Annotated in this window: 16 protein-coding genes and 6 pseudogenes; 10 read left to right on the top strand and 12 right to left on the bottom strand. The window is 63.9% G+C overall.

Annotated features, from left to right (window positions below; all coding sequences use genetic code 11):
* Positions 1 to 7 precede the first annotated feature (7 nt).
* Both FZ938_RS16720 and FZ938_RS31380 read left to right on the top strand, forming a co-directional pair.
* Positions 8 to 2,368, top strand: coding sequence for a hypothetical protein (locus FZ938_RS16720; protein WP_149199594.1), 2,361 nt, complete (start codon positions 8 to 10; stop codon positions 2,366 to 2,368).
* Positions 2,369 to 2,672: 304 nt separating this feature from the next.
* A complete protein-coding gene (locus tag FZ938_RS31380; RefSeq protein ID WP_281399774.1) occupies positions 2,673 to 2,807 on the top strand; it encodes a hypothetical protein in 135 nt (44 codons plus the stop codon).
* 64 nt (positions 2,808 to 2,871) lie between these two features.
* On the opposite strand, the pseudogene FZ938_RS16715 reads toward FZ938_RS31380, so the two are convergent.
* Positions 2,872 to 3,204 (bottom strand): annotated as a pseudogene (locus FZ938_RS16715) (IS66 family transposase); the annotation flags it as partial.
* 70 nt (positions 3,205 to 3,274) lie between these two features.
* On the opposite strand from FZ938_RS16715, the pseudogene tnpA (FZ938_RS31570) reads away from it, so the two are divergent.
* Positions 3,275 to 3,424, top strand: a pseudogene (gene tnpA / locus FZ938_RS31570) (IS66 family insertion sequence element accessory protein TnpA); the annotation flags it as partial.
* 42 nt (positions 3,425 to 3,466) lie between these two features.
* Entirely contained in the window at positions 3,467 to 3,850 is a 384-nt protein-coding gene (gene tnpA / locus FZ938_RS31565) for an IS66-like element accessory protein TnpA (protein WP_149199593.1), read from the top strand.
* A 207-nt stretch (positions 3,851 to 4,057) separates the two neighbouring features.
* Here tnpA (FZ938_RS31565) and FZ938_RS16700 read toward each other — a convergent pair whose 3' ends face one another.
* On the bottom strand, positions 4,058 to 4,597 hold the full coding sequence (locus FZ938_RS16700; RefSeq protein WP_149199592.1) for a hypothetical protein: 540 nt from the start codon (positions 4,595 to 4,597) through the stop codon (positions 4,058 to 4,060).
* A gap of 46 nt (positions 4,598 to 4,643) precedes the next feature.
* Positions 4,644 to 5,186 (bottom strand): papain-like cysteine protease family protein, encoded by a 543-nt coding sequence (locus FZ938_RS31560; RefSeq protein WP_425492059.1) that lies wholly within the window; start codon positions 5,184 to 5,186, stop codon positions 4,644 to 4,646.
* 324 nt (positions 5,187 to 5,510) lie between these two features.
* Between FZ938_RS31560 and FZ938_RS16690 the strand changes: the two are divergent.
* A pseudogene (locus FZ938_RS16690) lies at positions 5,511 to 6,689 on the top strand (IS66 family transposase); the annotation flags it as partial.
* A gap of 142 nt (positions 6,690 to 6,831) precedes the next feature.
* Here the strand turns inward: FZ938_RS16690 and FZ938_RS16685 are convergent.
* Entirely contained in the window at positions 6,832 to 8,016 is a 1,185-nt protein-coding gene (locus FZ938_RS16685) for an IS110 family RNA-guided transposase (protein ID WP_149199705.1), read from the bottom strand.
* 916 nt (positions 8,017 to 8,932) lie between these two features.
* Positions 8,933 to 9,172 carry a hypothetical protein gene (locus tag FZ938_RS16675; RefSeq protein WP_149199590.1) on the bottom strand — a complete coding sequence of 80 codons (240 nt, stop codon included), beginning with the start codon at positions 9,170 to 9,172 and terminating at the stop codon, positions 8,933 to 8,935.
* A gap of 297 nt (positions 9,173 to 9,469) precedes the next feature.
* On the opposite strand from FZ938_RS16675, the pseudogene FZ938_RS16670 reads away from it, so the two are divergent.
* Positions 9,470 to 10,650, top strand: a pseudogene (locus tag FZ938_RS16670) (IS3 family transposase).
* Positions 10,651 to 10,833: 183 nt separating this feature from the next.
* On the opposite strand, the gene FZ938_RS16665 reads toward FZ938_RS16670, so the two are convergent.
* Positions 10,834 to 12,129, bottom strand: a complete 1,296-nt coding sequence (locus FZ938_RS16665) for a tyrosine-type recombinase/integrase (protein ID WP_149199589.1) — start codon at positions 12,127 to 12,129, stop codon at positions 10,834 to 10,836.
* Between the two features lie 366 nt (positions 12,130 to 12,495).
* Here FZ938_RS16665 and FZ938_RS30595 point away from each other — a divergent pair, with 366 nt between their 5' ends.
* Complete coding sequence (locus FZ938_RS30595) at positions 12,496 to 13,158, top strand: DUF6538 domain-containing protein (RefSeq protein ID WP_174757489.1); 663 nt, start codon at positions 12,496 to 12,498, stop codon at positions 13,156 to 13,158.
* A gap of 18 nt (positions 13,159 to 13,176) precedes the next feature.
* Here the strand turns inward: FZ938_RS30595 and FZ938_RS16655 are convergent, their stop codons facing one another.
* Positions 13,177 to 14,493, bottom strand: a complete 1,317-nt coding sequence (locus FZ938_RS16655) for an ISL3 family transposase (protein WP_149199588.1) — start codon at positions 14,491 to 14,493, stop codon at positions 13,177 to 13,179.
* A 148-nt stretch (positions 14,494 to 14,641) separates the two neighbouring features.
* Between FZ938_RS16655 and FZ938_RS16650 the strand changes: the two genes are divergently transcribed.
* The 3 genes and pseudogenes from FZ938_RS16650 to FZ938_RS16640 all read left to right on the top strand — a co-directional run.
* Positions 14,642 to 15,112, top strand: a complete 471-nt coding sequence (locus tag FZ938_RS16650) for a Mu transposase domain-containing protein (protein ID WP_149199587.1) — start codon at positions 14,642 to 14,644, stop codon at positions 15,110 to 15,112.
* Positions 15,112 to 15,825, top strand: a pseudogene (istB, locus tag FZ938_RS16645) (IS21-like element helper ATPase IstB); the annotation flags it as partial. The gene FZ938_RS16650 and the pseudogene istB, both read left to right, overlap by 1 nt.
* Positions 15,826 to 16,001: 176 nt before the next feature.
* Positions 16,002 to 16,259, top strand: a pseudogene (locus FZ938_RS16640) (transposase); the annotation flags it as partial.
* A 4-nt stretch (positions 16,260 to 16,263) separates the two neighbouring features.
* Here FZ938_RS16640 and FZ938_RS16635 read toward each other — a convergent pair.
* The 5 genes from FZ938_RS16635 to FZ938_RS16615 form a co-directional block, all read right to left on the bottom strand.
* Positions 16,264 to 17,310 carry an ABC transporter permease gene (locus FZ938_RS16635; protein WP_174757487.1) on the bottom strand — a complete coding sequence of 349 codons (1,047 nt, stop codon included), beginning with the start codon at positions 17,308 to 17,310 and terminating at the stop codon, positions 16,264 to 16,266.
* On the bottom strand, positions 17,307 to 18,854 hold the full coding sequence (locus FZ938_RS16630; RefSeq protein WP_149199586.1) for a sugar ABC transporter ATP-binding protein: 1,548 nt from the start codon (positions 18,852 to 18,854) through the stop codon (positions 17,307 to 17,309). The genes FZ938_RS16635 and FZ938_RS16630 overlap by 4 nt, the downstream gene beginning before the upstream one ends.
* A gap of 63 nt (positions 18,855 to 18,917) precedes the next feature.
* Positions 18,918 to 19,997 carry a TMAO reductase system periplasmic protein TorT gene (gene torT / locus FZ938_RS16625; RefSeq protein WP_149199585.1) on the bottom strand — a complete coding sequence of 360 codons (1,080 nt, stop codon included), beginning with the start codon at positions 19,995 to 19,997 and terminating at the stop codon, positions 18,918 to 18,920.
* A gap of 93 nt (positions 19,998 to 20,090) precedes the next feature.
* Positions 20,091 to 21,062, bottom strand: coding sequence for a 5-oxoprolinase subunit C family protein (locus FZ938_RS16620; protein ID WP_149199584.1), 972 nt, complete (start codon positions 21,060 to 21,062; stop codon positions 20,091 to 20,093).
* A complete protein-coding gene (locus FZ938_RS16615; RefSeq protein WP_149199583.1) occupies positions 21,052 to 21,927 on the bottom strand; it encodes a 5-oxoprolinase subunit B family protein in 876 nt (291 codons plus the stop codon). Before FZ938_RS16615 ends, FZ938_RS16620 begins: the two co-directional genes overlap by 11 nt.
* Between the last annotated feature and the right edge of the window lie 3 nt (positions 21,928 to 21,930).

Raw genomic sequence — 21,930 nt, 5'->3', positions numbered from 1 at the left:
AGCGCTAATGAGCAAAGTCGTGCGCCTGCGCTTTCCATTCGACGCCGCGGACCGGGCAAAGATCGGGAGCGAGATCGACCGTCTGGTCGTTACAGAAACACCCTTCGATCCCCGCACGGACTCGACGACGCCTCCGTCAGAAAGCCTCGTATTGCGTTTTCCCCTTCCGGCGCCGCAGAATCCGCCGCAGGTGCGGCCGATCTTTCCAGGGCATATGCGGTTCAAGATTGATCCGGATCAGGCGGGCGCATTGCCCACACCGGAATCTCTGAAGATCGATGACGGCCGGATATCCGATGCGAGTTACGCACGGCTCCCGAGAAAGGGGATCATTCTTGTTCGTGCAGTTTCAACGTGGCACACCGCCGCGTTAGACATGCATGCGATCCCAGCTCTCGGTAGGGCTCCGATATTAGCCTGGTACGGCCCGGTCGAGCTCACACGCGAGTTCTTGGAGCAGTCGCTGTTGTCCCCAAAGGGTTTGAAGAACGGGATCATCATGAGGGCGCCGGACGCCGGTGGCCTTATAAAGCCGGGAGATCCTGCTTGGGGGCCTCACGCGCTCTCTCGATTCCTGGCTGGTCGCTACGATGCGCCCGTTACCTGCGGCGAACGTGACGATGGGAGCGATGACGACGCGGTTCGTCTTCCCATGCCCGTCGTCACCAGCGATGCTCCGGGTGTCTGCGCTCTCACCGTGACCCTAGCGTGGCAGCGACCGGAGTTCCAACAAGGCGATCCGACGGATCGCGCGGATACGCGGCAAGAAATCGTGCCGACGCGACTGTTTCTACAACACGTGCGCAAACACCTCGTCGACGGCTGTGCCAACGATCCCGTTGCCGACGCGGTGATCGGCGCCGATGCAGAGGAGGGGACTGGACCTTTTCACAAAGCACTGCGAGACGATCTCGCGGAACTCGGCTTCGCGTTGGCAACTACGGATGCCGAGAACCAATATCAGAAGCTCGAGTGGGCGCTGCGTGAATTTCAAATTTACGCTAAAATGTCACAGATCGCGCGCATCCGTGGCGCGTCGGCGGCGGAACTACCACTTTACCGCAACATAGAGGGCTGCGCCAATCCGGCGATCTACAAGGGGCACGTGAGCGGCAGTGCCAATCAGCAGACGCGGCATCTGATTGGTCTCTGGAAACGCGGTGGATTTCGCTGCCCGGTTGTGATCAGTGCGTTCCTCGCCGATGAGTTGGATCAGAACGGCCGTCCGCGTCAAGAGCCACGCCCGAGCTATGGGAATCTCTGGTCTCACGACGAATTGGTGGTGCCGAAGACCCGTATGTTCGTCGCCGATTTCACTGGATATTACGGGGGCGCCCCGCCGGACACCATGGAATTGAGCGATCTCGTTGCAATTGGTCGCTACCAATCCTGGGAGGATTGGGGTGGGCCAGTGTCTGAACCGCCGTTCCATTGCCACCCTGATGCTGAGATTTTGCCAGAATCCCTTTGTGGTGTGTCCAGCGAGAGTATTCGTTCACCGGGAAACGCGGAAATGCTCTCCACCTTCAAAGTTATTCGTGCAATATCCGAACAGGAATGCAACGGATTCTTTGATTCTGTGAACTCATATGATGATGTTGCAGTGTCGGTTGGTCCTTTTCACTGGACGGCGAAGGCGGTCGATGGAGAGTTGGCGGCCTACATAGCCTATCTCAAAGCGATTGAAAGCCGCGCTGGCGGATTTGATGGATACAGCAAAGCCATTGGGTTTTTTGGCATCCAATCCGATAAGGCCTTTGGAAAATGTTGGAATAAGTCTTTGCGTGCCTATTTTGGCGGTATCGGACTTGAGAGCGAGACCTGGGCAGTTAAGTTGATTCGGAAGATCAGGAATGAAGGTGCCTATCTGCGCAACTGGCACGCCTTCTACCGATGGGTAATGGCGGGGCGTTCTGTCCCGGGCTATCGGTCGCGGATGTGGGACATGGCCCGGTTTCGGCTGGCTAGCATTGCATCGACGCCTCTCAGAAAGGACAGCGTTGCCACGCTGTCGGACATCTTTTCCTCGGAGCAGGCGATGGCTTTGGTGACCCGCTGGCATGTTTACCGCCCGGCCCACGTCGTGAAAGGTGGCTACATGGGCCCCAAGCTGGAAGCCGTTTGGAAGGCGGTAGGAGAACCGGACGCTGCGGGAGCGCGGACCGCCCAGCAACGCATAGTCACGCAACTTCTCGCGGCCATGAACAACAGCGGCGTGGGCGGCTCCAGACAAGTGATTGCACCCCGCTGGGTCGATGCACCCGATGATCCAAAGATCAACAAGAAGGGGTTCAGGCTCGACCCAGCTCTTCGCGAACTTAGCCTTGACCCAGGATCATTCCGGCTCGACCCACCTCCAACGGCATGAGAGCGCAACACTGAGGCTCTGAGACGTCATCCGGGAACAGGGCATCAAGGCCGACGGATGGTGCAGAAACGGTGCAAGAGGCCGGGGAAGGAGCGTACGGGGCCGGGCCTCGCGCACCTGTACGGGAGGGCGCACCAATCTGATGCTTAGAGTGCCTTGCTCTGTCGAAAGCCTCGCGGTCTGACGGAGTGATGCCCATCTGGTGTGTTTCAGCGAGCAAAGTTGACCCCTCATTGGGGGTAGGCAGCTTCGAACTTTGATCCCGCCCCCTTCGTCCGCCTCACCCTCGGACGGGATCCTGCTGATGGCGCTCGACCTGTTCAAAGCGACCTGGGTCGTCGCCGTGGCGCCGCCGACCAGCGACCGGATCAGCCACTATTCGGTCCGAGGCGGCGATGCCGCCGCCCTGCTCGAATTGATGTATCCATCCGGTGGGTGACGCGGCCGCTCGGCGGCCGGTCAGCTCGATGTCCTGAGGGTGCGGGTCCTGGTCATATGTGTGCTCAAGCCGCAGTGGTCGTCTGATGCAGCCGCTTCCATTCCCAAGGGAGCAGTTCGTCGAGTCGGGTTTGCGGCAAATCGATGATGCGCGCCAGCACACCAGCCAACCATGCCCGCGGATCGATGTCGTTCATCTTGGCGTTCACGATCAGGCTGTACATGGCGGCTGTGCGCTGCCCGCCTCGGTCCGAGCCGCAGAATAGCCATGCCCGTCTGCCCAGAGCGATGCCGTGCAACGCCCGTTCGGCGGAATTGTTCGTCAGGCAGACCCGGCCGTCACGGAGAAAACGGGTGAAGCCGTTCCAGCGGGCCAGCATGTAGTCCGTAAGCGTTGCGTAACGACACATCCGACGTGATCGTGGTTCATGAAATATTCCGCTGGTCGCAGCTCAGCGGGGTAAGAGGATGTTGGGTCAGGATCTGGAGAGCTATTGGCGCAGTCATGTTGAGGCCTGGAAGGGCAGCGGGCTGACGCTGAAAGCCTACGCTGAAGCTCATGGAATTGGACGCTGGGCTCTGGGGCGATGGTCACGCCGCTTTGCCGCTGCGGAGAAGGTGAGCGCTCGCCGTCATAGGGATAGTCCTGGTGCTGTCCCTATGACGGCAAGCGCACCCTTGGTGATGGAGATCGTCGAGGCGGCACCCCGCCGGCGGTATTGGTCGCAGGCGGAGAAAGAGCAGCTGGTGGCGGAAACCTGCGAGCCGGGCGTGAGCGTGTCGCTGGTCGCCCGGCGGCGCGGGGTCGATCCCAGCCTGCTGTTCCGCTGGCGCCGCCAGATGCTCACCCCGGCCGAACCGCCGCCCGTCTTTGCGCCAGTGGAGGTGGCGGACACCACGCCGGCTCTTCCCCTCACGCCGCCAGCTCCATGCGGTGCCAGCATGATCGAGATCGAGTTGGCTGACGGACGGCTGCTGCGGGTCGGTCGGGATGTCGATGCCGAAGCATTGCGCCGGGTGATCAGCGTGCTGGAGCGGCCATGATGCTGTCGATCTCGGCCGGTGTGCGCATCTATCTGGCGCTGGAGCCCTGCGACGTGCGCCGTCGATGACCGCCTGATTGAAACCGCCTTCGCCAAGCACGAAATTCCTGACACTCTCAACAGCCGGCGTCTCAGCCCCTCACACCGCAAGCGTCACTTTTCAAAATGGGCTGTGAGATCAACAGTATTACCTTGTCATACTAGAAGTTTATTCGGCCGGCTCCCCCGTTGACGCCGCCTCTTTTACGTGACTTAGATAGTAAGAGTCGACACCCAAAGAATTCCTGTCATTTCTTTCCAAAGGAATGTAGAAATCACTTGGTCCGTGAAGCCACAATGCCGCTCTATAGAGCGCCGGTATTTCCAAGATTCTTGCCTCGTACTCATCATCCGTATTTCCAACCGTCACTTCCGCAACTTGTGCTGCTTCTGCAAGAAGATGCGCCATCGGCCCTCTCTGAATTGCGCCAACATACCATTTTCCGCGGTCGTTGCGCAGATCCATTGTGACAACAGCGGAAGGATGGCGCTCGTCTGTTACGATCAAGTACCTCCAAGCCACAGGTACAGCACGCTCCATACTCCCGCGATCGTTGAGGTCGCCTAGGGCAGATTGATAAACCCGCAGCGGCGGAGCTGCCATTAGTCGCTGTCTAGCTTCCCTGAATACATGCGTAGGCAGATCTGCCACTGCTCGGCGTATCAGGTCCAGACCACCTTCAGGTTGCTGCGATGTCCGGATGCTCATGTGTACCTCCTAGTCCAGACAGCAAATGCCTGATCCCTAAACACGGTTATGGGGCCGGAAGGTCCGGAGCTCCTGACCCCGTCGGTCCTGGCGGATTGCTGCCAGAAGCTATGGGCGCTCGCGCTGTAAAATAACTTGTCGTCCAGCTACCACTACCACGGTACCGATTTGCGACATCGTTGAATCTCTCTGTGGTGACGATCACCATGGGATCAGGATCAACTAGATCGAGCCATTCGTTCCCAGCACCATCGATAAAATATCCCTGTACAGCAATGAAATGGGCATTCCCACCTTGCCACGCGACTCTAACTCCAAGCGGCTGTCCCGCGGAAATCTCGCTTCGTACATCAACGAACGCCGTAGGCCCAGCTTGCAGACGAACAAGGTGCCCTATGCGCGCCAATGCCGTCCCAAGGCGGCCCGAGGTATTGCAGACCTTATCGTTTCCAGGACTGCAACAATCACTACGGCCCAACTCGCCATTTACAATATCACATTGGCTCCATTTGGACGACACATTATAGTAGTAACCAATCCCCTCTGCGACGGCCGACCAACACCACTTGCTTTTAGCTTGCTGCGCCACAGAAAAGCCTGTGATTGCACTCGATACACTACGGCCACCACCTGGGCGACCGAGCGGTAATAGCGGTTGAAGAAAGCGCGGCAGGCGGATCACTGGCTCTCCTGTTGCGTTAGCTAATTCCTTTCAGACGGCACTGTACACCCACCTAGCGAAAATCCTCTATATCGGAATCAGTCACGAAAGCAGAACGATGAGGATAGGCGGATTATGTGTGATTGCTCGCCGGGCTGGTTGAACGCCTGATGGCGCCTGGGCAAGCTGGGCATTGGAGGTGTCTGGTGATCGGGTGTTGCGCGGCACCTCGGGATGTGAATCAACGTCTCCATGGCAGTTCCGCCGCGCTACCGCCTGAGTGCCCCCGATAAGGACGCCCTGCTGATCAAGCAGGCGGCGCTGATCAAGCGCATGGCCGTGCGGATCGCCGAACTGGAAGCCTTGGCCGGTAAGCCGAAGAAGACCTCGGCGAACTGGCACATCCCGCCCTCGCAGGATGGACTGGGGGCAAGGCCGGCAAGGCAAAGCGACGCCGTAAAGCACGACCATCACGTCCCGGTTTCGAGCGGCCGCTCGCGCCTGATCTCGATCGCACTGAGCGCCGTTTCGCCGAGATCTGCCCGCATTGCCAGACGGTGCTCCTACCAGCCCAGCAGCGTTGCCGGTTCCGCTACGACCACATTGATATGCCGGAGGTCCGCCCGGTGGTGACACGGGTCGAACTGTTCGGCGGCCGCTGCAGACAGTGCGGGCGGCGCTATCAGGCTGAGCCGCCTGCGACTATGCCGCCAGGAGTGCCATTCGGTCCAGGTATCCGCTGCCTGCTGGCCTACCTGCACCACAAGCTATCATGTCGGTTTCGAGCGGCCGTCGCGCCTGCTGAAGAAGGTATTCGGGCTGACCATCTCCGAAGGTGCCATGGCCAATACCTTCCGTATGGGTGCGGCGCTCGACGCCGCCTGCGCAGCGATCAAGACCAAACTCCTGACCGCCCCCGTCATCGCCTCGGACGAAACCACGACCCGGGTTGATGGCGTGACCCACGGGCAACGGGTGTTCCCGTCCGATGAGGCCGTTCTGCACACCATCGCCCCCAGTCGAGGACGGGCGGTGGCCGCCGACATCCAGAGGGAACATCGACCCGAGTTATGGGTCTCCAACCGATATGCCGGCCAGCAGGAGTTGGGGCAAGCTCATCAGGTCTGCCTAGCCCATCTCCTACGCGACATTCAGTACGCTGTCGACTGCGGCGACAGTGTGGCAGCGCTGAAACTCTGTGATCAGCTGCGCTGGGTCATCCGTGTCGGCAAGCAAAGTCCGGAGTTGAAGGACAGCGCACTCGCCGTCTACGCCGCCAAAGCCGAGCGCCGCCTCGATAACCTGCTCGGTGTCCCCGCTGCCCATTCGGCTGGCCGCAAGTTGCAGCGCAAAATCAAGGCGTGGCGCGGCAAGTTCTTTGTCTTCATCAGCGGTCGCCGCTTGCCGCCGACCACGGATGATGTTGAGAAGTGCGAATCGTCGTGCCGACCGATGCGGTCGGCGCATGGCGTCGACCGCATGCTGGCCAGACGCCGGATGACGAAACCGGGGTCAAGGCCGCAGCCGCGCGTCAGCGCGGGGCCGCGGAGCGGCCGCCTTGACGCCGGGGGCGTCATCCGGCACGCCCCGATGGTCGGTCCGTCCAGGCGTCCACCATCCGTTCATAGGCGCGTTCGGCACGCTCGACATACTCCGCCTCGCGCTGCCGGATTTCCTTGATCCAGTAGTCCCGGCTGGGCCCGGCTTTGCCGTATTCCCGCGGGGCGCCGGCCTTCAGGGCAGCCTTGCGCAGCTTCATGGCCGTGAACGCCGGGCGGGCGTAGGCGTAGTCCTTCCCCTCGGTCAGCACATGCCAGATGAGAACCGTCAGTTTGCGGGCGGTGGCCACTGCGGCCGCACCAGCTCCAGCCTTCTTCTGCACTCGGTTGAAGAAGGCCCGCAGCGGCCCCGGCGCCATCTTCGCCGACCACGCGGCCTCAACCAGCATCGCGCGGGCCGCGGCATTGCCCTGTCGCGAGATATGCCCGTGGCGGGCCGGATGGTCGCCGGACTGGTGGGTGGTTGGGGTCAGGCCGAAGTAGCTGCTAAGCTTCTCGGGGGTCGGAAAGCGAGCGATCGTCCCGATCGACGCCAGAACGGTCAGGGCCACCACGGTGCCCACCCCCGGGATGGTCATCAACCGGCGCGCCTGCGGATCGTCCAGCGCCTGCTGGGCGATCCCCTTGTCGAGTTCGGCCAGTTGCGCGCTCACCCGTTCCAGCTCCGCCACCAGCCGGGAGACCAGGGCCTGCTCCTCAGGCGACAGCGGCAGGCCGGCCAGCCAGGCCCGGCCCGCCTTGGTGAACAAGCGGCCTTCGTATTTCGGGATCAAGTTCCCGTGCAGGATGGCATGGATGCGGCTCTTCGTCCGCACCATGTGCTCGACAATCCCCATCCGCTCCGTGACCGTCCGCCGACGGCGGATCGTTTCATCGTCGGGAACCCAGACTTCCGGCAGGAAGCCCGCCGCATGAAGGCGCGCCAGGATCGCCGCGTCGATCTTATCAGTCTTCACGCGGGCAAAGGCGATGGCCCGCACGAGCCGGGGATTGGCCACCGCAACCCGCTTGACGAAGGGCCGCAGGACACGCTCCACGGCCATGCTGTTGCCGGTCGCCTCGATGACCACCTCGTCCGTCTTCTCAAGGGTCCTGGCAAATTTCAGAAAGCGGTCATGGGCGAGATCGACCCTGGTTTCCTTCGTCATTTGGCCGTCCACCAGGAAGGCGACCTGGGCGAAGGAGCGGTGAATATCCATTCCGATAATGCGCATGCTCCCTCCTTACGGTGCTGGTTCGGGAGCTGGCGGGCTTGCACGACATCTACGGATCCGCGCTCGCAGCGCAACCGGGCAAGTCGTAGGGGGCGGCCATGTAACAACGCGAGCTCACAGCTCATGGTCGGGACGGCCTGCCGCCGTTTCATGCTCCCGGCGCCCCTATCCCGGTGGACCATCGATACCGCGACCTCGGTCCGATTGCCAGAACCGGCTGGCGCCGGAAGCAGCATGCCGGTTAACAACGCCAGTGAGCACGAAATCCGCCCTTCCGTGATTTTCCGTGAGATGACAAACGGCTTCCGATCCGACTGGGGCCCGGACATCCATGCCGGCTATCGCTCCGTCACCGGAACCGCACGCCGATAGGGGCAGTCCGCCTGGACCGCCACTAGGAGCGCCGAACAAAACCTCCCTGGAGCCGAGGTTGATCAACGCCTTTGGCACATCGGACAGCGGTTTTGATCCGCGCTCTAAGGCTTCCATCGGTGGAACCTTCGAGGTCGCCTGACTGCTCATCAGCCGCCATCTGGGTGAGTAATTACGATTATGTACCCCTTGTAACTACTATCAGAGTTGCAGAGAAGGAGCTGACAGAGTATCTATCGAACCTCAACGAAAGAGCCTATCCAATCGCACATCGTTCCCGCTACGAATTCGTGAATTCTCGCTTACAAAGTTAGGAGGTTGCGTTGGGAGAGCAGAATGCCTTCTATACATTTCAAAGTCTCCAAACGTTTGCTGTTAACGTTGCGGTTACAGCATGCATTGCAAATGGAATTCAGCAGGCGTTTAACTACAACCCGAAATGGCTTGCCCTTGCAATTGCACAGGCTTTGTGCATAGGAACGATATACTATATTCACCAATCGTCTTCTACTCCATTGCCGTCGTCTGACTACTTTGTTGCGGTGATTAATGGTTTTCTAGTCTTCACATCCGCAGCCGGTTCAACATCCGCAATCAGCAGCGTCAGAAGATCGCGAACTAGCAACGCCACAAGGTCGCGACGTGCGAGGAGCGAGAGCGTAGGAACCGCAGAAGATTTGCCCGGAGAAGGTTGGCCCCAAAGGAGGTTTTTCACGCCATGGTTCTGAACTTGACCCGTATCTGACATAACCTCAAGCAGAAAGATCATGGTAAGTTCCATAGTTCTGCGACGAGGTATTTGTGGCGGCGATCTGGGCTGCAGTGAGGTTGCCCCGCCGCAGCGACCATCACAATCTGGCGAAGGCGGGCCAACCGTCGGGCACGGCCAGAAGCCGGCGGGTCCAACCGGAGGTGCTCGTACCAGGACCAATCGGATTAGAGAATGAACCTGCTCGTACTGCGACCAAACCGCCGCATCCACTCGTATACAGGGGGAGTGATCTTGACCTGCCCCCCTGAACCCGCTCCAGCCCTTATCTGGGGTTGAGCAAATCAGGAGGAGGGAATGGCCCGTCGGAAGCGGCATACCCCCGAGCAGATCATCAGCATACTGCGCGCGATCGAGGTGGCGGTGGCGTAAGGGCGCACGGTCGTGGAGACCTGCCGCGAGCACGCCATCTCGGAGCAGACCTACGACCGCTGGCGTGCCGAATTCGGCGGCCTGAAGCTGGATCAGGCCAGGCGGCTCAAGGACCTGGAGCGCGAGAACCAGCGTCTGCGTAAGGCGGTGGCCGACCTCACGCTGGACAAGCTGATCCTGCAGGAGGCGGCGCGGGGAAACTTCTGAGCCCCGAGCGGCGCCGCGCCTGCGTTGCGCAGGTCCAGCAGACCCTTGGCGTCTCCGAACGCCGGGCCTGCCGGGTGCTTAGCCAGGCACGCTCGACCCAGCGTCATGTATCCGTTGTTCCGGCCGACGAGGATGCGCTCACGGCGGCCATCTTGCGGCTGGCCGGTCAGTATGGCCGCTACGGCTACCGGCGCATCACCGCCCTGCTGCGTCAGGCGGGCTGGCGGGTGAACCACAAGTGGGTCGAGCGGATCTGGCGCCGTGAGTGGCTGAAGGTCCCCAAGAAGCAACCCAAGTGTGGCCGGCTGTGGCTGAACGACGGCTCGTGCGTGCGTCTGCGCCCGGGTTGGCCGAACCACGTCTGGGCCTATGATTTCGTCACCGACCGCACCCACGACGGCCGGAGCTTTCGCATGCTCACCATCATCGACGAGTTCACCCGCGAGCGCCTGGCCATCGACGTCGCCCGCCGTCTCTCCTCGGACGACGTCCTGCATCGGCTGGCCGAGCTGTTCGTCGACCGTGGTCCACCCGACTTCATCCTCTCCGACAACGGGCCGGAATTGGCCGCCACGGCGGTGCGGGAGTGGCTGGCGCAAGTCGGGGTGAAGACGCTGTTCATCGAGCCGGGCAGCCCATGGGAGAACGGCTACAACGAGAGCTTCAACGGCAAGTTGCGCGACGAGTTGCTCGCGCGGGAGATCTTCTACACGCTGCCCGAGGCGCAGGTGCTCATCGAGCGCTGGCGCATCGCCTACTACACCGTGCGTCCGCACGGCGCGCTCGGCTACCGCCCACCGGCGCGGGCTGCGGTGGTGCCGGCTCCTGTCCAGTCCGGCTCCGCTACGCTCCGCCGGACTGGACAGGAGCCGCCGGGCGGTGTTTGTTGGCTAACATAGTCTCTGGTGTCCCACGCGGGGGCAGGTCAAGTTGCTGGGCGCTGTGGACGCGGTCCGATGTGGCGCGGTTCAATCACACGAACCCTCGTCCACTGGATCCGGGCCTGGGCGCTGGAATTGGACAAGCGCCTGCGGCCACACCTTCACTTGGTCACCCCACCCAAAGGGTCGCGATTGATGCAGTCATACCGGTGCATTAGCCGGGGTCAGGGGGCGATTTGGCCGAAGGCGAAACTTGCGCCGGCGGTTTCGTTGCGAGCTGGATTGGTCAAGGGCATCAGCGATGGCGGCAGAGATTTGATCAGCTGCGGTTAGGACGGGATCATGTGCTAGGTGGGCGTAACGCTGGGTAGTCGTTGGCTGGGTATGTCCAAGAATCTTCCCAATGACCAGCAGACTGCTTCCGTTGGCGGCTCCGACGCTGGCGAAGCTATGTCGAAGATCATGCAAACGGACATCGGGTAAACTGGCTGCGGTGCGGATCTTTTCCCAGGTCCGGTCGATGTTGACCAACTGTCCATCTTGCCCTTTGCCGGAGATGACATATTGATTGCCGGGCCGGCGTTGGAGTTTGGTCAGGATATCGAGTGCGGCCCGTCCCAGCGGTACAACTTTTGCGCCGGTTTTGCTGTCGGGCAGACGCAAGGAGGAGTGGGCGACATCCACGCAATCCCAGGTCAGGCTCAGAATTTCGGATTTCCGGCAACCTGTCAGCAGCAGGAGGCGAATGGCGGCGATGAGATATGGGTTGGCCCCCTCCTGTTCGAATGCGATCAGTGTCTTGCCAAGTCGGCCCATTTCCTCGGCGGTCAGGAAGCGTTCCAGCTTTCTGACATTGAATGTCTTGATTCCGGCCGCGGGATTGTCGGAGCGGAGCGCCCGAGCCATGGCGAAGGCGAACATCGCTCTCAGCAGGATCACGGTTTGCGACGCAGCGCCCTTTCCGCCGGTTGCGCGGCTGCCGCCTTTGCTAGAGCGGTGTGGGCTGGCAGTCTTTCCAGCCGCCACGTCGCGCAAAAGGCGCTCGATATCACCCCGGGTGATGTCCCCGGCTTTCCTTTTTCCCAGCAGGGGCTTGATGTGCCACGTGATCCTTCCCTGGTCGGCCCGGATGGTCGAGGGCTTCTTTGTTGTGCATCCTTCCGCTATGTACAGATCGCACAGCTCTGACACCGTCAATTCCCGCCGCCTGTCCGCCTTCCGGGCGGCAGGATCGTCGCCGAGTTCCACCGTGGCCAGCACGCGACGGGCTTCCTGGCGCGCCTGCTCAGGGGTCCAGGGTGATCCATGCCGCCCGATTGTGATGCGGCGGGTTGGCATGCCGCGTCCGCCGGCGCGGTATTGCACGAGATATGTCTTCGTCCCCGATGGCGTGACTTTCAATCCGAAGCCGCTCAGTTCGCTGTCCCACAGATAAAAATCCCGCGCTTCAGGCGTCGCATCGTCGACAGCCCGCTTAGTGATCCGTGTCGATGGCATGGTCGCTCCCTTCCGGAATATCGTCCTATATAAATGCGCCTCCAGTAAGCACCCAGTAAGCACGGCAGAGTGAATGATGGGATATTCTGGCGATGATCAGCGCAAGCTGACAAATGTAAATACGTGGTATTACAATGTGTTGTCGTGCCATCTCGTATGGTGTCGCAGCAAAGCGCAGGCTGTTCTTGCGGACTCTGACTCCGCCAGCCTAGGTTCGAATCCTAGTCCCCCAACCACCTTCTCCAAACGGCCAGCACTTTCAGGAACTTACGGGCTGTGCGCACCCCCGCAACACCGGGCGTGTGCGAAACTGACTCGCAACGCTGTCGCACATCGCGCACCCCGGTCGGCCTGGAGTGACCGAGCGTGGCGAAGCTGGCCCACCTCTCTCTGCGTTCCGGAATCTGGTATTGGCGGCGACGCTGCCCGCGCGCTCTTCCCTGCGGTGATCATCGGACGACATACGAGATGTCGCTCAGGACGGGCGACCGACGCACGGCCATTCGACGGGCTCTTGCGCTCGATCTCGCGTTGGAAGAGGTCATGCTCATGGAAGTGCCGCCACCCGGTCTCACCATCCGCACGCTGATGGTCAACCTGCGCAACGAGCTGGTGCTTGAGGGCGAGATGGAGCGCGCGTCGCGCCCGACGGCGCCCAGCGCGGCCTTCGGAACGCCTCCCGCGTCGAACCCGACGGGCTTGGCTGAATCCTCCCTGGCCGATCTGATGGCACTCAGCGAAATGCCTTCGGTTCCAGATGAAGACCTGATCGAGGAGCATCCTCTTGGCCGACGCTCGTCTGGCGATGCGCCGGCCGCGGGCGCATCTACGGCAACGGACGGCGTGCTCCCGCCGGATCTCGCCACCCCGGCACGGCGCGCGGCCTTCTTTGCGGGACTGTGCCACTACATGACGCAGGCGGTCCGTAGGAATGACCTCGAACTGGCGGATGGCGTCGTGGAGTGTGAATCGGCATGGAATAAGGGTTCATCCGCGCATTCGGTGCTGAGGTGGCGTGGGCCGCAGTGATGGCCGGCGTGGCAGTCGTCAGGCGGTGCATAAGACGCGCTGACGGAGCAGATCGAACTTGGCGCGGCCGAACATCTGCCGTTTGATGAGCTTCAGGCGGTTGATCTGCCCTTCGACCGGGCTATTGTTCCAGGGCTCCTGGAGAGCCGCTTGCAACGCGTCGAGATCGGCGGCCAGACCTTGTGCGAAGTTGCGCAGCGCTGTCGCGGAGGCCGCCTCCAGCCACGCGGCGAGGGACCTCGCGCTCTGCCGGCGGAGGAGTTTGCCAAGGTCGTTGATGAGGTCTGCCACCTCACGGATGCTTGGCGCGATCGCCCGCACGGTGTCGACGAACCGGCGGTCGGCACGGCTCAGCGTGGTCGGGTCACTCGTCAGCAGGCGGGCCGCGCGGCGGCTGGATGGCACCCGCCACGACGGCAGGGGAGCATCAGGTCGCTCAGACTCGGCCATTCGCCGCCGTTTGACCCAGCGGCGCACGATGTCATAGCCGCCCTCGAACCCCTGCTCGACAAGGGCGCGCCAGATGGCGGCGACGTTGCGCCGTCCACTGCGCCATGCGGCCTCGGCGAAGGACGTGTAGCGATCCAGTTTCATGGCGTCCGGTGGGAAGGCGCATGCGGACGGGCGAACACCGGAGCCGCACAGCCGCGCAGCTTCGCGCAGTTCAGCGTGGTGGCGGTCCAGGAAGGAGCGCAGGGCGTCCGACGCGTTGACGAGCAGGTGCCACCGATCCGCCACCTGCACGGCGCCCGGCGCGCCGGTGCGGATGGCTTCGGCATAGGGGCCGGATCGATCACGGCTGACCAGCGCGACGGTCGGGTGTCGCTTCAGCCACGCGCGCAGAGGAGCGGCGGAGCGATCCGGCAGCAGGTCGATCACCCGGCCGCGTTCCAGGTCGCACACGATGGTTCCGTAGCGCCGGCTGCGGCGCCATGCCCAGTCGTCGACACCGATCACCCGCGGAGGCGGACACGGTGGTGGCGGCAGTTTGCGGATGAGGCGCAGGATGGTATCGCCGCTCACCGGCATGGCCAGCTTCGACACCAACCGCGCCCCCGGCTCGCCGCCCAGCACCAAGCCAATCTGGGCTTGAGCCAACGCCAGCCGCCCCGTCCGCCGCTCCTTGCGGGCAATCTCGGGCTGGCGCTCGGCAAAGATATGCGATCCGCAGTGCCGGCAACGGAAGCGACGCACCTGAACCCGCAGAACGATCTGGCGTCCCTGCCACGGCAAGTCAGCGATGGTGCGCCAATAGTGGCTGTGAACGTGGTCCGATCCCGTTCCGCAGGTCGGACAGGTTGCCACCGTTCCAATCGTTCGGGCGGTGACGACGATGCGATCCTACTCGACCATAACCGCCGTCGCCTGAAGGCCGGCCGGCACCAGCGGCAGGGCGCGATCCGAGATCTGCATCATGTGAATCTCCCCGCTACACATGTGCACCAACAGCTACGAGCCGTCCGTCTCAGCACCGAATGCGCGGATGAACCCCGATCTCAAGCCGATTGACAATCAACGGCTTCACGGCACGACCGGCGAAGCGCCGATCGAGCGGTCCCGGCGGGAGGAGGCCCAGGCGCTGAAGCTGCTGGCCGGCATCCCGCCCTTCACCATGGCGCGCGACCTAGTTCGCCGGGTCGGCACGGACCGCGCGGTGGAGGTGGACGGCAACGCCTACTCGGTGCCCTGGCGGCTGATCGGCGAGCGGGTCCGGGTGATGCTGGAGGCCGGCACGCTGCGGGTTCTCCACGCCGGGCGCGAGGTGGCGGTGCATGCCGAACTGAAGGGGCGGCACGGGCGCTCGATGCAGGACGTCCATCTGGCCGGCGTCGCCGGGGCGGACGGCCGCCCGGTCCGCGTCGCTCGACCCGAGGATGGCGGCGCGGTGGCGGCGGTGCCGGCGCTGCTGCGTCCGCTGGCCGAATACGAGGCCGTGGCCGGGGGAGGCTTCTGATGAGCGAACACGACCATCTGATCGCCATGCTGAACCGGCTGAAGCTGACGGCCTTGCGCGACCAGCTCGACAGCCTGATCGACGAGGCCGGGCGGCGGGAGCTGACGATCCGCGAGTCCCTGGCGCTGTTCTGCGAGCGGGAGATCGCCCGGCGCGACCAGCGCCGCATCGACATGGGTTTCGGGCTGGCCCGCTTCCCCTTCGTGCGCGAGTTGGCCGGGTTCGACTTCGCCGCCCAGCCGTCGCTCGACAAGGCACAGATCCGGGAGATCGCGTCGGGGCGCTTCATCGCCAACGGTGAGGCGGTGCTGTTCCTCGGTCCGCCGGGGGTGGGCAAGACGCATCTGGCGGTGGCCATCGGACGGGAAGCCATCGTAGCCGGCTACTCGGTGCTGTTCAGCCCGGCGACCACCCTGGTGGCTCAACTCGCCAAGGCCCATGCCGACGGCCGGCTGGAGGAAAAGCTGTTGCACTACAGCAAGCCCAAGCTGCTGATCGTCGACGAGTTGGGCTACCTGCCGTTCGAGCCGGATGCCGCCCACCTGCTTTTCCAGCTTGTCAGCCGGCGCTATGAGAAAGGGGCGATGCTGGTCACCTCCAACCGAGCCGTGGGGGAATGGGGCAGCGTCTTCGGCGATTCCGTCGTGGCGACGGCGATCCTCGACCGGCTGCTCCATCACAATCACGTCGTCACCATCCGAGGCGATAGCTACCGACTGCGGCGCCTCAACCTACCACAGCCTGAACGGCGCAACCGGGGGCAGTTCCTCGTGTCGCCAGGGGGCAGTTCGGGAGGTCGTTTGACATTGCCCACATGGAAGGAGCATGCAGAAGTTCTCTTTCCTTCCGGGCTGCCGCGTGTTTCAGATCGAGCGTGGCAGCTGCGGCTCCCTTGCCGGCCGTTGAACCGCCACGCGTCGTCGGCGTGGATGACTGGGCGCTGCGCAAGGGGCGGACCTATGGCACCATCCTGGTCGACCTGGAACGTCGTCGTGTCCTTGACCTGCTGGCCGATCGATTTGCCAACACCGTTGCCGGCTGGTTGCGCGACCACCCCGGCATCGCCGTGGTGGCGCGGGATCGCTCCGCCGAATACGGTCGTGCCGCCACCAACGGCGCTGGTCAAACGACGCAGTCAGCGAGCCAAGCAACTACACGCCCATCATCATACGGTAGCGGATCTGGTCGAAAATCACCGCCAGAATCAGCAGCCCGCCGAGCAGCACCATCTGCAGATAGGATCCGATCTGGGCAAGGTTCATACCGTTCTGCACCAGCACGATGAACAGAGCGCCCAGAACCACATTCTCAACCCGGCCGATGCCGCCGCGCAGCGACACGCCCGCAATCACGCAGGCGGCGATGGACTCCAGAGCGAGTGTTCCGCCCAGATTGGCCTCTCCCGATTCCACCCGTGCCGTCAGCAGCAGGCCGGTCAGCGCCGCGATCAGGGCGCACAGGATGTAGGCGACGATCAGCGTACGCCCGGTGTGGATGGCCGACAACTTTGCCGCCTTGATGTTGCCGCCGACGGCATAAAGATGGGCTCCGGTCCGGGTGCGGGTCATAACGACCCAGGCGATGGAGATCGCGACCGCAGCGACCAGCACTGGTACCGGAATGCCCAGCCAGCGGCCGAAACCGAACAGGTCGGCGAATTCCGTCGGCAGGCCGGATACCGGGACGCCGCCGGTCAGGAAAAGCGATCCGCCGGCCGCCACCGAGCTGACACCCAGCGTCATGATGAAGGGCGAAACGCCGAACAGCGCGACGCCGGCGCCATTCGCCAGCCCGACCAGCGCCGCTACCGCGAAGCCGGCCAGCGCGCCGAGCGCGATCACCAGGGCCGGGGCATCCGGGAACATCGGGCCGAGTGCCGCCATCACCAAAGCCGACACCACTGAGGTGAGGGCGACCGTCGCCCCGACCGCGAGATCGAACCCGCCGGTGATCAGCACCGTCATTTGTCCCAGCGACACCAGCACCAGATAGACCGACTGGCGCATCACATTGACGAGGTTGTCCGCGGTCAGGAAGCGGTCGGAGACGAGCGTGAATACGATCAGCGCCGCCGCCAGGAAGAAGGGCAGCACGCCGAGGTGGATGAACAGCGCCCGTCCGGCGGCGCGCAGCCGAACAGAGGTGGAGGCCGGAACGGCGCCGGAGGACGGCGATGCGGCGGAGGAGGTGGCGCTCATGCGGGCAGTCTCGCTTCCTGGTCGATGGTGGGGACCGATGGGATGGCAGCCGATGGGATGGGATCGAAGAAGTGGGAAAGGATGGCCGCTTCGCTGATGGCGTCGCCTTCCAGTTCGGCGGCGATGCGGCCATGGGCGAAGACCAGAAGACGGTGGGCGAGGTTCATCGCCTCCGGCAGGTCGGAGGAAATGACCACCACCGCCTTGCCGGCCTCAGCCAGTTCGCGGATCAGGCGATAGATGGCGGCCCGCGCGCCCATGTCGACGCCGACGGTCGGCTCGTCGAAGATGTAGAGATCGTAGTCGCGGCCGAGCGCACGGCCGAACAGCGCCTTCTGCTGGTTGCCGCCCGACAGCTTGCCGACGGCCCGGCCGCGATAGGCCGGCGGCAGCTCGACCCGTTCGGCGGTCGCCTCGCAGCGCTTGCGGATGCGCCGCCAGGGCAGCAGGCCGAAGCGGCTTGGAGTGCCGGCCAGTTCGCCCTGGGCCAGATTGTCCCGCGTGCTGAAGGCCAGCTGCAACCCTTCGGTCTTGCGGTCGGGCGGCACATAGCAGAGGCCCGCCCGCATCACCTCGCGGGTCGTGGCGCCGGTGAGGTCGCGCCCTTGTACGGTCACCCGTCCCGCCTGGATCGGCAGCAGTCCCATCAGTGCCCGAAAGCTGCGCGACTTGCCGGAGCCGACGAGGCCGGCCACGCCCAGCACCTCTCCCGCGCGGACCTCCAGGTCGACACAATGAACGCCCCACGCCCGCAACCCTTCCGTCCGCAGCAGGACCGGACCGGGACTGCGGGCGATGGACGGGTAGATTTCGGCGATGGCGCGGCCGGCCATCATTTCGATCAGGGCTGCCTCGCTGGTCTCGGCCATCGCCACCGTGCCGATCCGTCGTCCATCACGCAGAACCGTCACGCGGTCGGCGATGCGGGCGAACTCCTGCATCCGGTGGGAGATATAGATGATGCCGACGCCGCGCGCCTTCATGCGCGCGATCACCGCGAACAGATGGTCGACCTCGCGGTCGGTCAGCGAGGCCGTCGGCTCGTCGAGGATCAGGATGCCGACCTCGCCGTGCAGGGCCTTGGCGATCTCCACCATCTGCTGTTCGGCGCGGCTCAGCGTGGCGACCAGCCGTTTCGGATCGATGGCAAAATCGAGGTCGGCGAACAGGGCGGCCGCCTTGCGCCGCATCGCCCGGCGGTCCAGGAAGGGGCCGCTCAGCGGCTCGTCACCCAAGAACAGGTTTTCAGCCACCGTCAGGGTTGGGACCAGCGAGAATTCCTGGAAGACGGCGGAGATGCCGGCGGCACGGGCGTCGGCGACGCCGGTGAAGCGGACATGGTGGCCGCGCACCAGAATCTCGCCCTCGCTGGGAGTCGACACCCCGGCCAGCAGCGAGATCAAGGTCGATTTGCCGGCGCCGTTTTCGCCGAACAGCACATGCACCTCGCCGGAGCGCAGGTCGAAATCGACGCGGTCCAGCGCGGTGACGCCGGGATAGCGCTTGGTCAGGGCGACGGTCCGGATCAGGACGGGAGGGGACATGCGCACACTCCGGATGGTCCCCGCCGCCGGTTCTCTTCAGGACCGGCGGCGGGAAATGCGGTCTCACTTCACGCTGAAGACAGGGGCAAAATTGTCCGGCGGCAGGATGCTGTCGCGCGGCACGCTGCCGACATTGCCCTTGTCGACGACGAAGATCTTCGGGCCGACATGTTTCACCAGATCGGCCTTCTCCAGCGCCCGCACCGCCTGATCGATGGCGATGCGGCCCTGGATGACCATGGAATCCGCCGGCGCCGCCTGGATGAAGCCGCGCTTGATGCCCTGATAGACGCCGGGCGTCATGTAGAAGGCGAGCAGTCCGACCTTGTCGCTCAGCCCGCGCTCGCGCAGCAGGCCCTGCGCCGCCTCGGCGGTCACCGCAGTGCCGGCGATGTATTTGACGTCGGGGGTCGCCTGCAGCACATCCTCGACCAGCCGCAGCTGCGCCTCCTTCCCGGTGTCGCCGTAGCGCGGCTCCAGCACCTGCACGGCGGAGCCGGCCACCGCCTCCATGAAGCCCTTGTTAGCGGCCTCGACCCAGCCGGCGCCGGCCGGGCCGGGGAACCAGCCGACCTTCACCGGCGGGCTGCCGGCCGGATGCTTGGCGGCGAGATAGCGGCCGGTCTCCGCCCCCATGGTGTGGAAGGACACCAGCGACTTGGCGGTCAGCGCCGGGGAGGAGATGCCGTTGATGACGTCGATCACCGGGATGTTCTTCTTCGCCAGCTCGGCCACCAGATTGTTCAGCCCGTCGAAGCTGATGGCGCCGATCACCACGGCGTTGGCGCCGCGCGCCACGCAATCCTCGATCTGGCCGATCTGCTTGTTCAGTTCGGTGTAGCCGCCGGCTTCGACGATGTTGGCCTTCACCCCCAGCCGCTTGGCCTCTTCCACCACGCCATAGTCGACGCCCAGCCAATAGGCGTCCTTCATGTGCGGGAAGGACACGCAGATGTCCCATTTCTTCGCCGCCTTCGTCAGCGGGCTGTAGGAGATGTCCTTCGGCCTGCCATCGGCGGAGAAGGCGGGCGTCACCTCCACCGCCGGATAGGGGAACCACTCGGCGGCGGATGCCGGGATGGCGGCGGCAAGGCTGCTTCCAAGAACTGTGGCGGTGACGAGAGCGCGAGCGAAGGCGTTCATGCAAGTGGTCTCCACGGCATGGGATTGGACGGACGGGGGATGTTCAAAAAGGCGGGGAGGGAGGCGGCGGAGGGGGCGCCGCCTCCCCGCCGGTCAGGCCAGCGCTTCGCGCAGGCGGGCCAGCCTGCCAGCCTCGTCGGCGCGTGCGGCCAGCGCCTCTTCCATATCGACCTTGACGAAACGGACGCCGGTGTGCGGCTGCATCTGGCCGATCAGGTCCATGTCGGCGGAGATCACCGCCCCAAGCGTGAAGTAGCCGCCGCCCGACACGGCGTCGCGGTGCAGCACGATGGGTTCGGTGCCGCCCGGCACCTGGATCGAGCCATAGGGATAGCAGGCATCGACGATGTTGGACGGGTTGGAGCCGGCGCCGAAGGGCTGTTCGCGCGGCTCGAAGGTGAAGGGGCGGCCGCCGCGGAAGCGATAGCCCATGCGGTCGGCTTCCGGCGCCACCTTCCAGCCGTCCTCGAAGAAGTTGCGCCCGGCCTCCTCGGTGATCAGGCGCCAATAGAGGCCGGGCAGCACGCGCAGCTCGGCGCTCTTGCCCACCGTGCGGCGCAGTGCCTCCGGCACCTCGGTGCCATGGCGGAAGGCACCCGGTTTGCCCAGCGGCACCATGTCGCCCGCCGCCAGCGCCCGGCCGTGATAGCCGCCGAGCGCCCCGATGATGTAGGTGGAGCGGCTGCCCAGCGCCGGCGGGGTGTCGATGCCACCGGAGATCGCGATGTAGGCGCGGGCGCCGCCTTTCAGATAGTCGAAGGACAGCACCTGTCCGGCGCGCACCGGGAAGGCGGTCCAGGCCGGATGGGGTTCTCCGTCGACGCGGGCCGGCAGGTCGGCGCCGGTGACGGCGACGGTGGCGTCCACCTCGAACTCCAGCTGCGGCCCCATGAAGACCGCCTCCAGCGCGGCGGCCCCTTCCGGATTGCCGACCAGCAGGTTGGCGGCGCGCAGCGCGTAGCGGTCCATCGCCCCAGACATCGGGATGCCGAGATGGAAATAGCCGGGCCGGCCGAGATCCTGGACGGTGGTCAGCAGGCCGGGATTCAGAACCTTAAACGCCATGGAGGGTCTCCATCAGCCGCTGGTTGGTGCCGTCGATGTCTGCGTTGAAGCTGTCCAGATCGAAGGTGACCTTGCGGATGCGCGGCTCGTAGCGGTTGGCCGCGACGTCGGCGGTGATGGCGTCGTATTCCTCGCGGCCAATCGGCTTCCATTTCACGATGTCGCCGGGGCGGAAGAACACCATGAACTCGCGCAGGTAGGAGACCTTCTGGGTCGGGTCGTAGATCGGCATCGGCGTGATACCGAACATCTGGTAACCGCCGGCGCCGCGCACCGAATAGACGCAGCCGAAGCAGCCGCCATGGCCGATGGTGTGCTTGGGCGTGTCGGTGCGCGGGCGCAGGTATTTCGGCACCTGGATTTGCCGCGACCGCTCGACCAGTTGATAGAGGAAGGGAAGGCCGGCGACGAACCCCACCATCGACACGAACCAGGGCGAGGCGTGGTGGGCATGGATGAACTGCTCCACCGTGTCGTAGCCGTTCATCCGGGCGGCGTATTCCAGATCAGTGCTCTGCGGATCCTGGTGCCGCTCGCGGAAGCGCATCAGTGTTTCGGTGGTCCAGGGATCCCGGTAGAAGACCGGCACCTCGACGATGCGGGTTTCCAGCCGCTTCTCCGCCTTGTCCGCCGCCTGTTCCAGAGAACGCAGCCGGCCCATCAGGTCGTCCGGGGCGATGCGGTCGGGATCGAACTTGATCTGGAAGCTGCCGTTGGCCGGGCAGATCTCGGTGATGCCGTCGATGTGCGCGGCGCGGACCGCATTGGTGATCGACATGCTCTTGAAGAAGGCTTCGAGCGACATCTCCTCGTCCATTTCGACGAAGATGTGCTCGTCGCCACCGTAGGAATAGCGGGTCTGCATCCG

Source organism: Azospirillum oryzae (assembly GCF_008364795.1).
GTDB lineage: Bacteria > Pseudomonadota > Alphaproteobacteria > Azospirillales > Azospirillaceae > Azospirillum > Azospirillum oryzae.
Note: the sequence above shows the minus strand (reverse complement) of the source record. Positions and strands in the feature narration are given on the sequence as shown.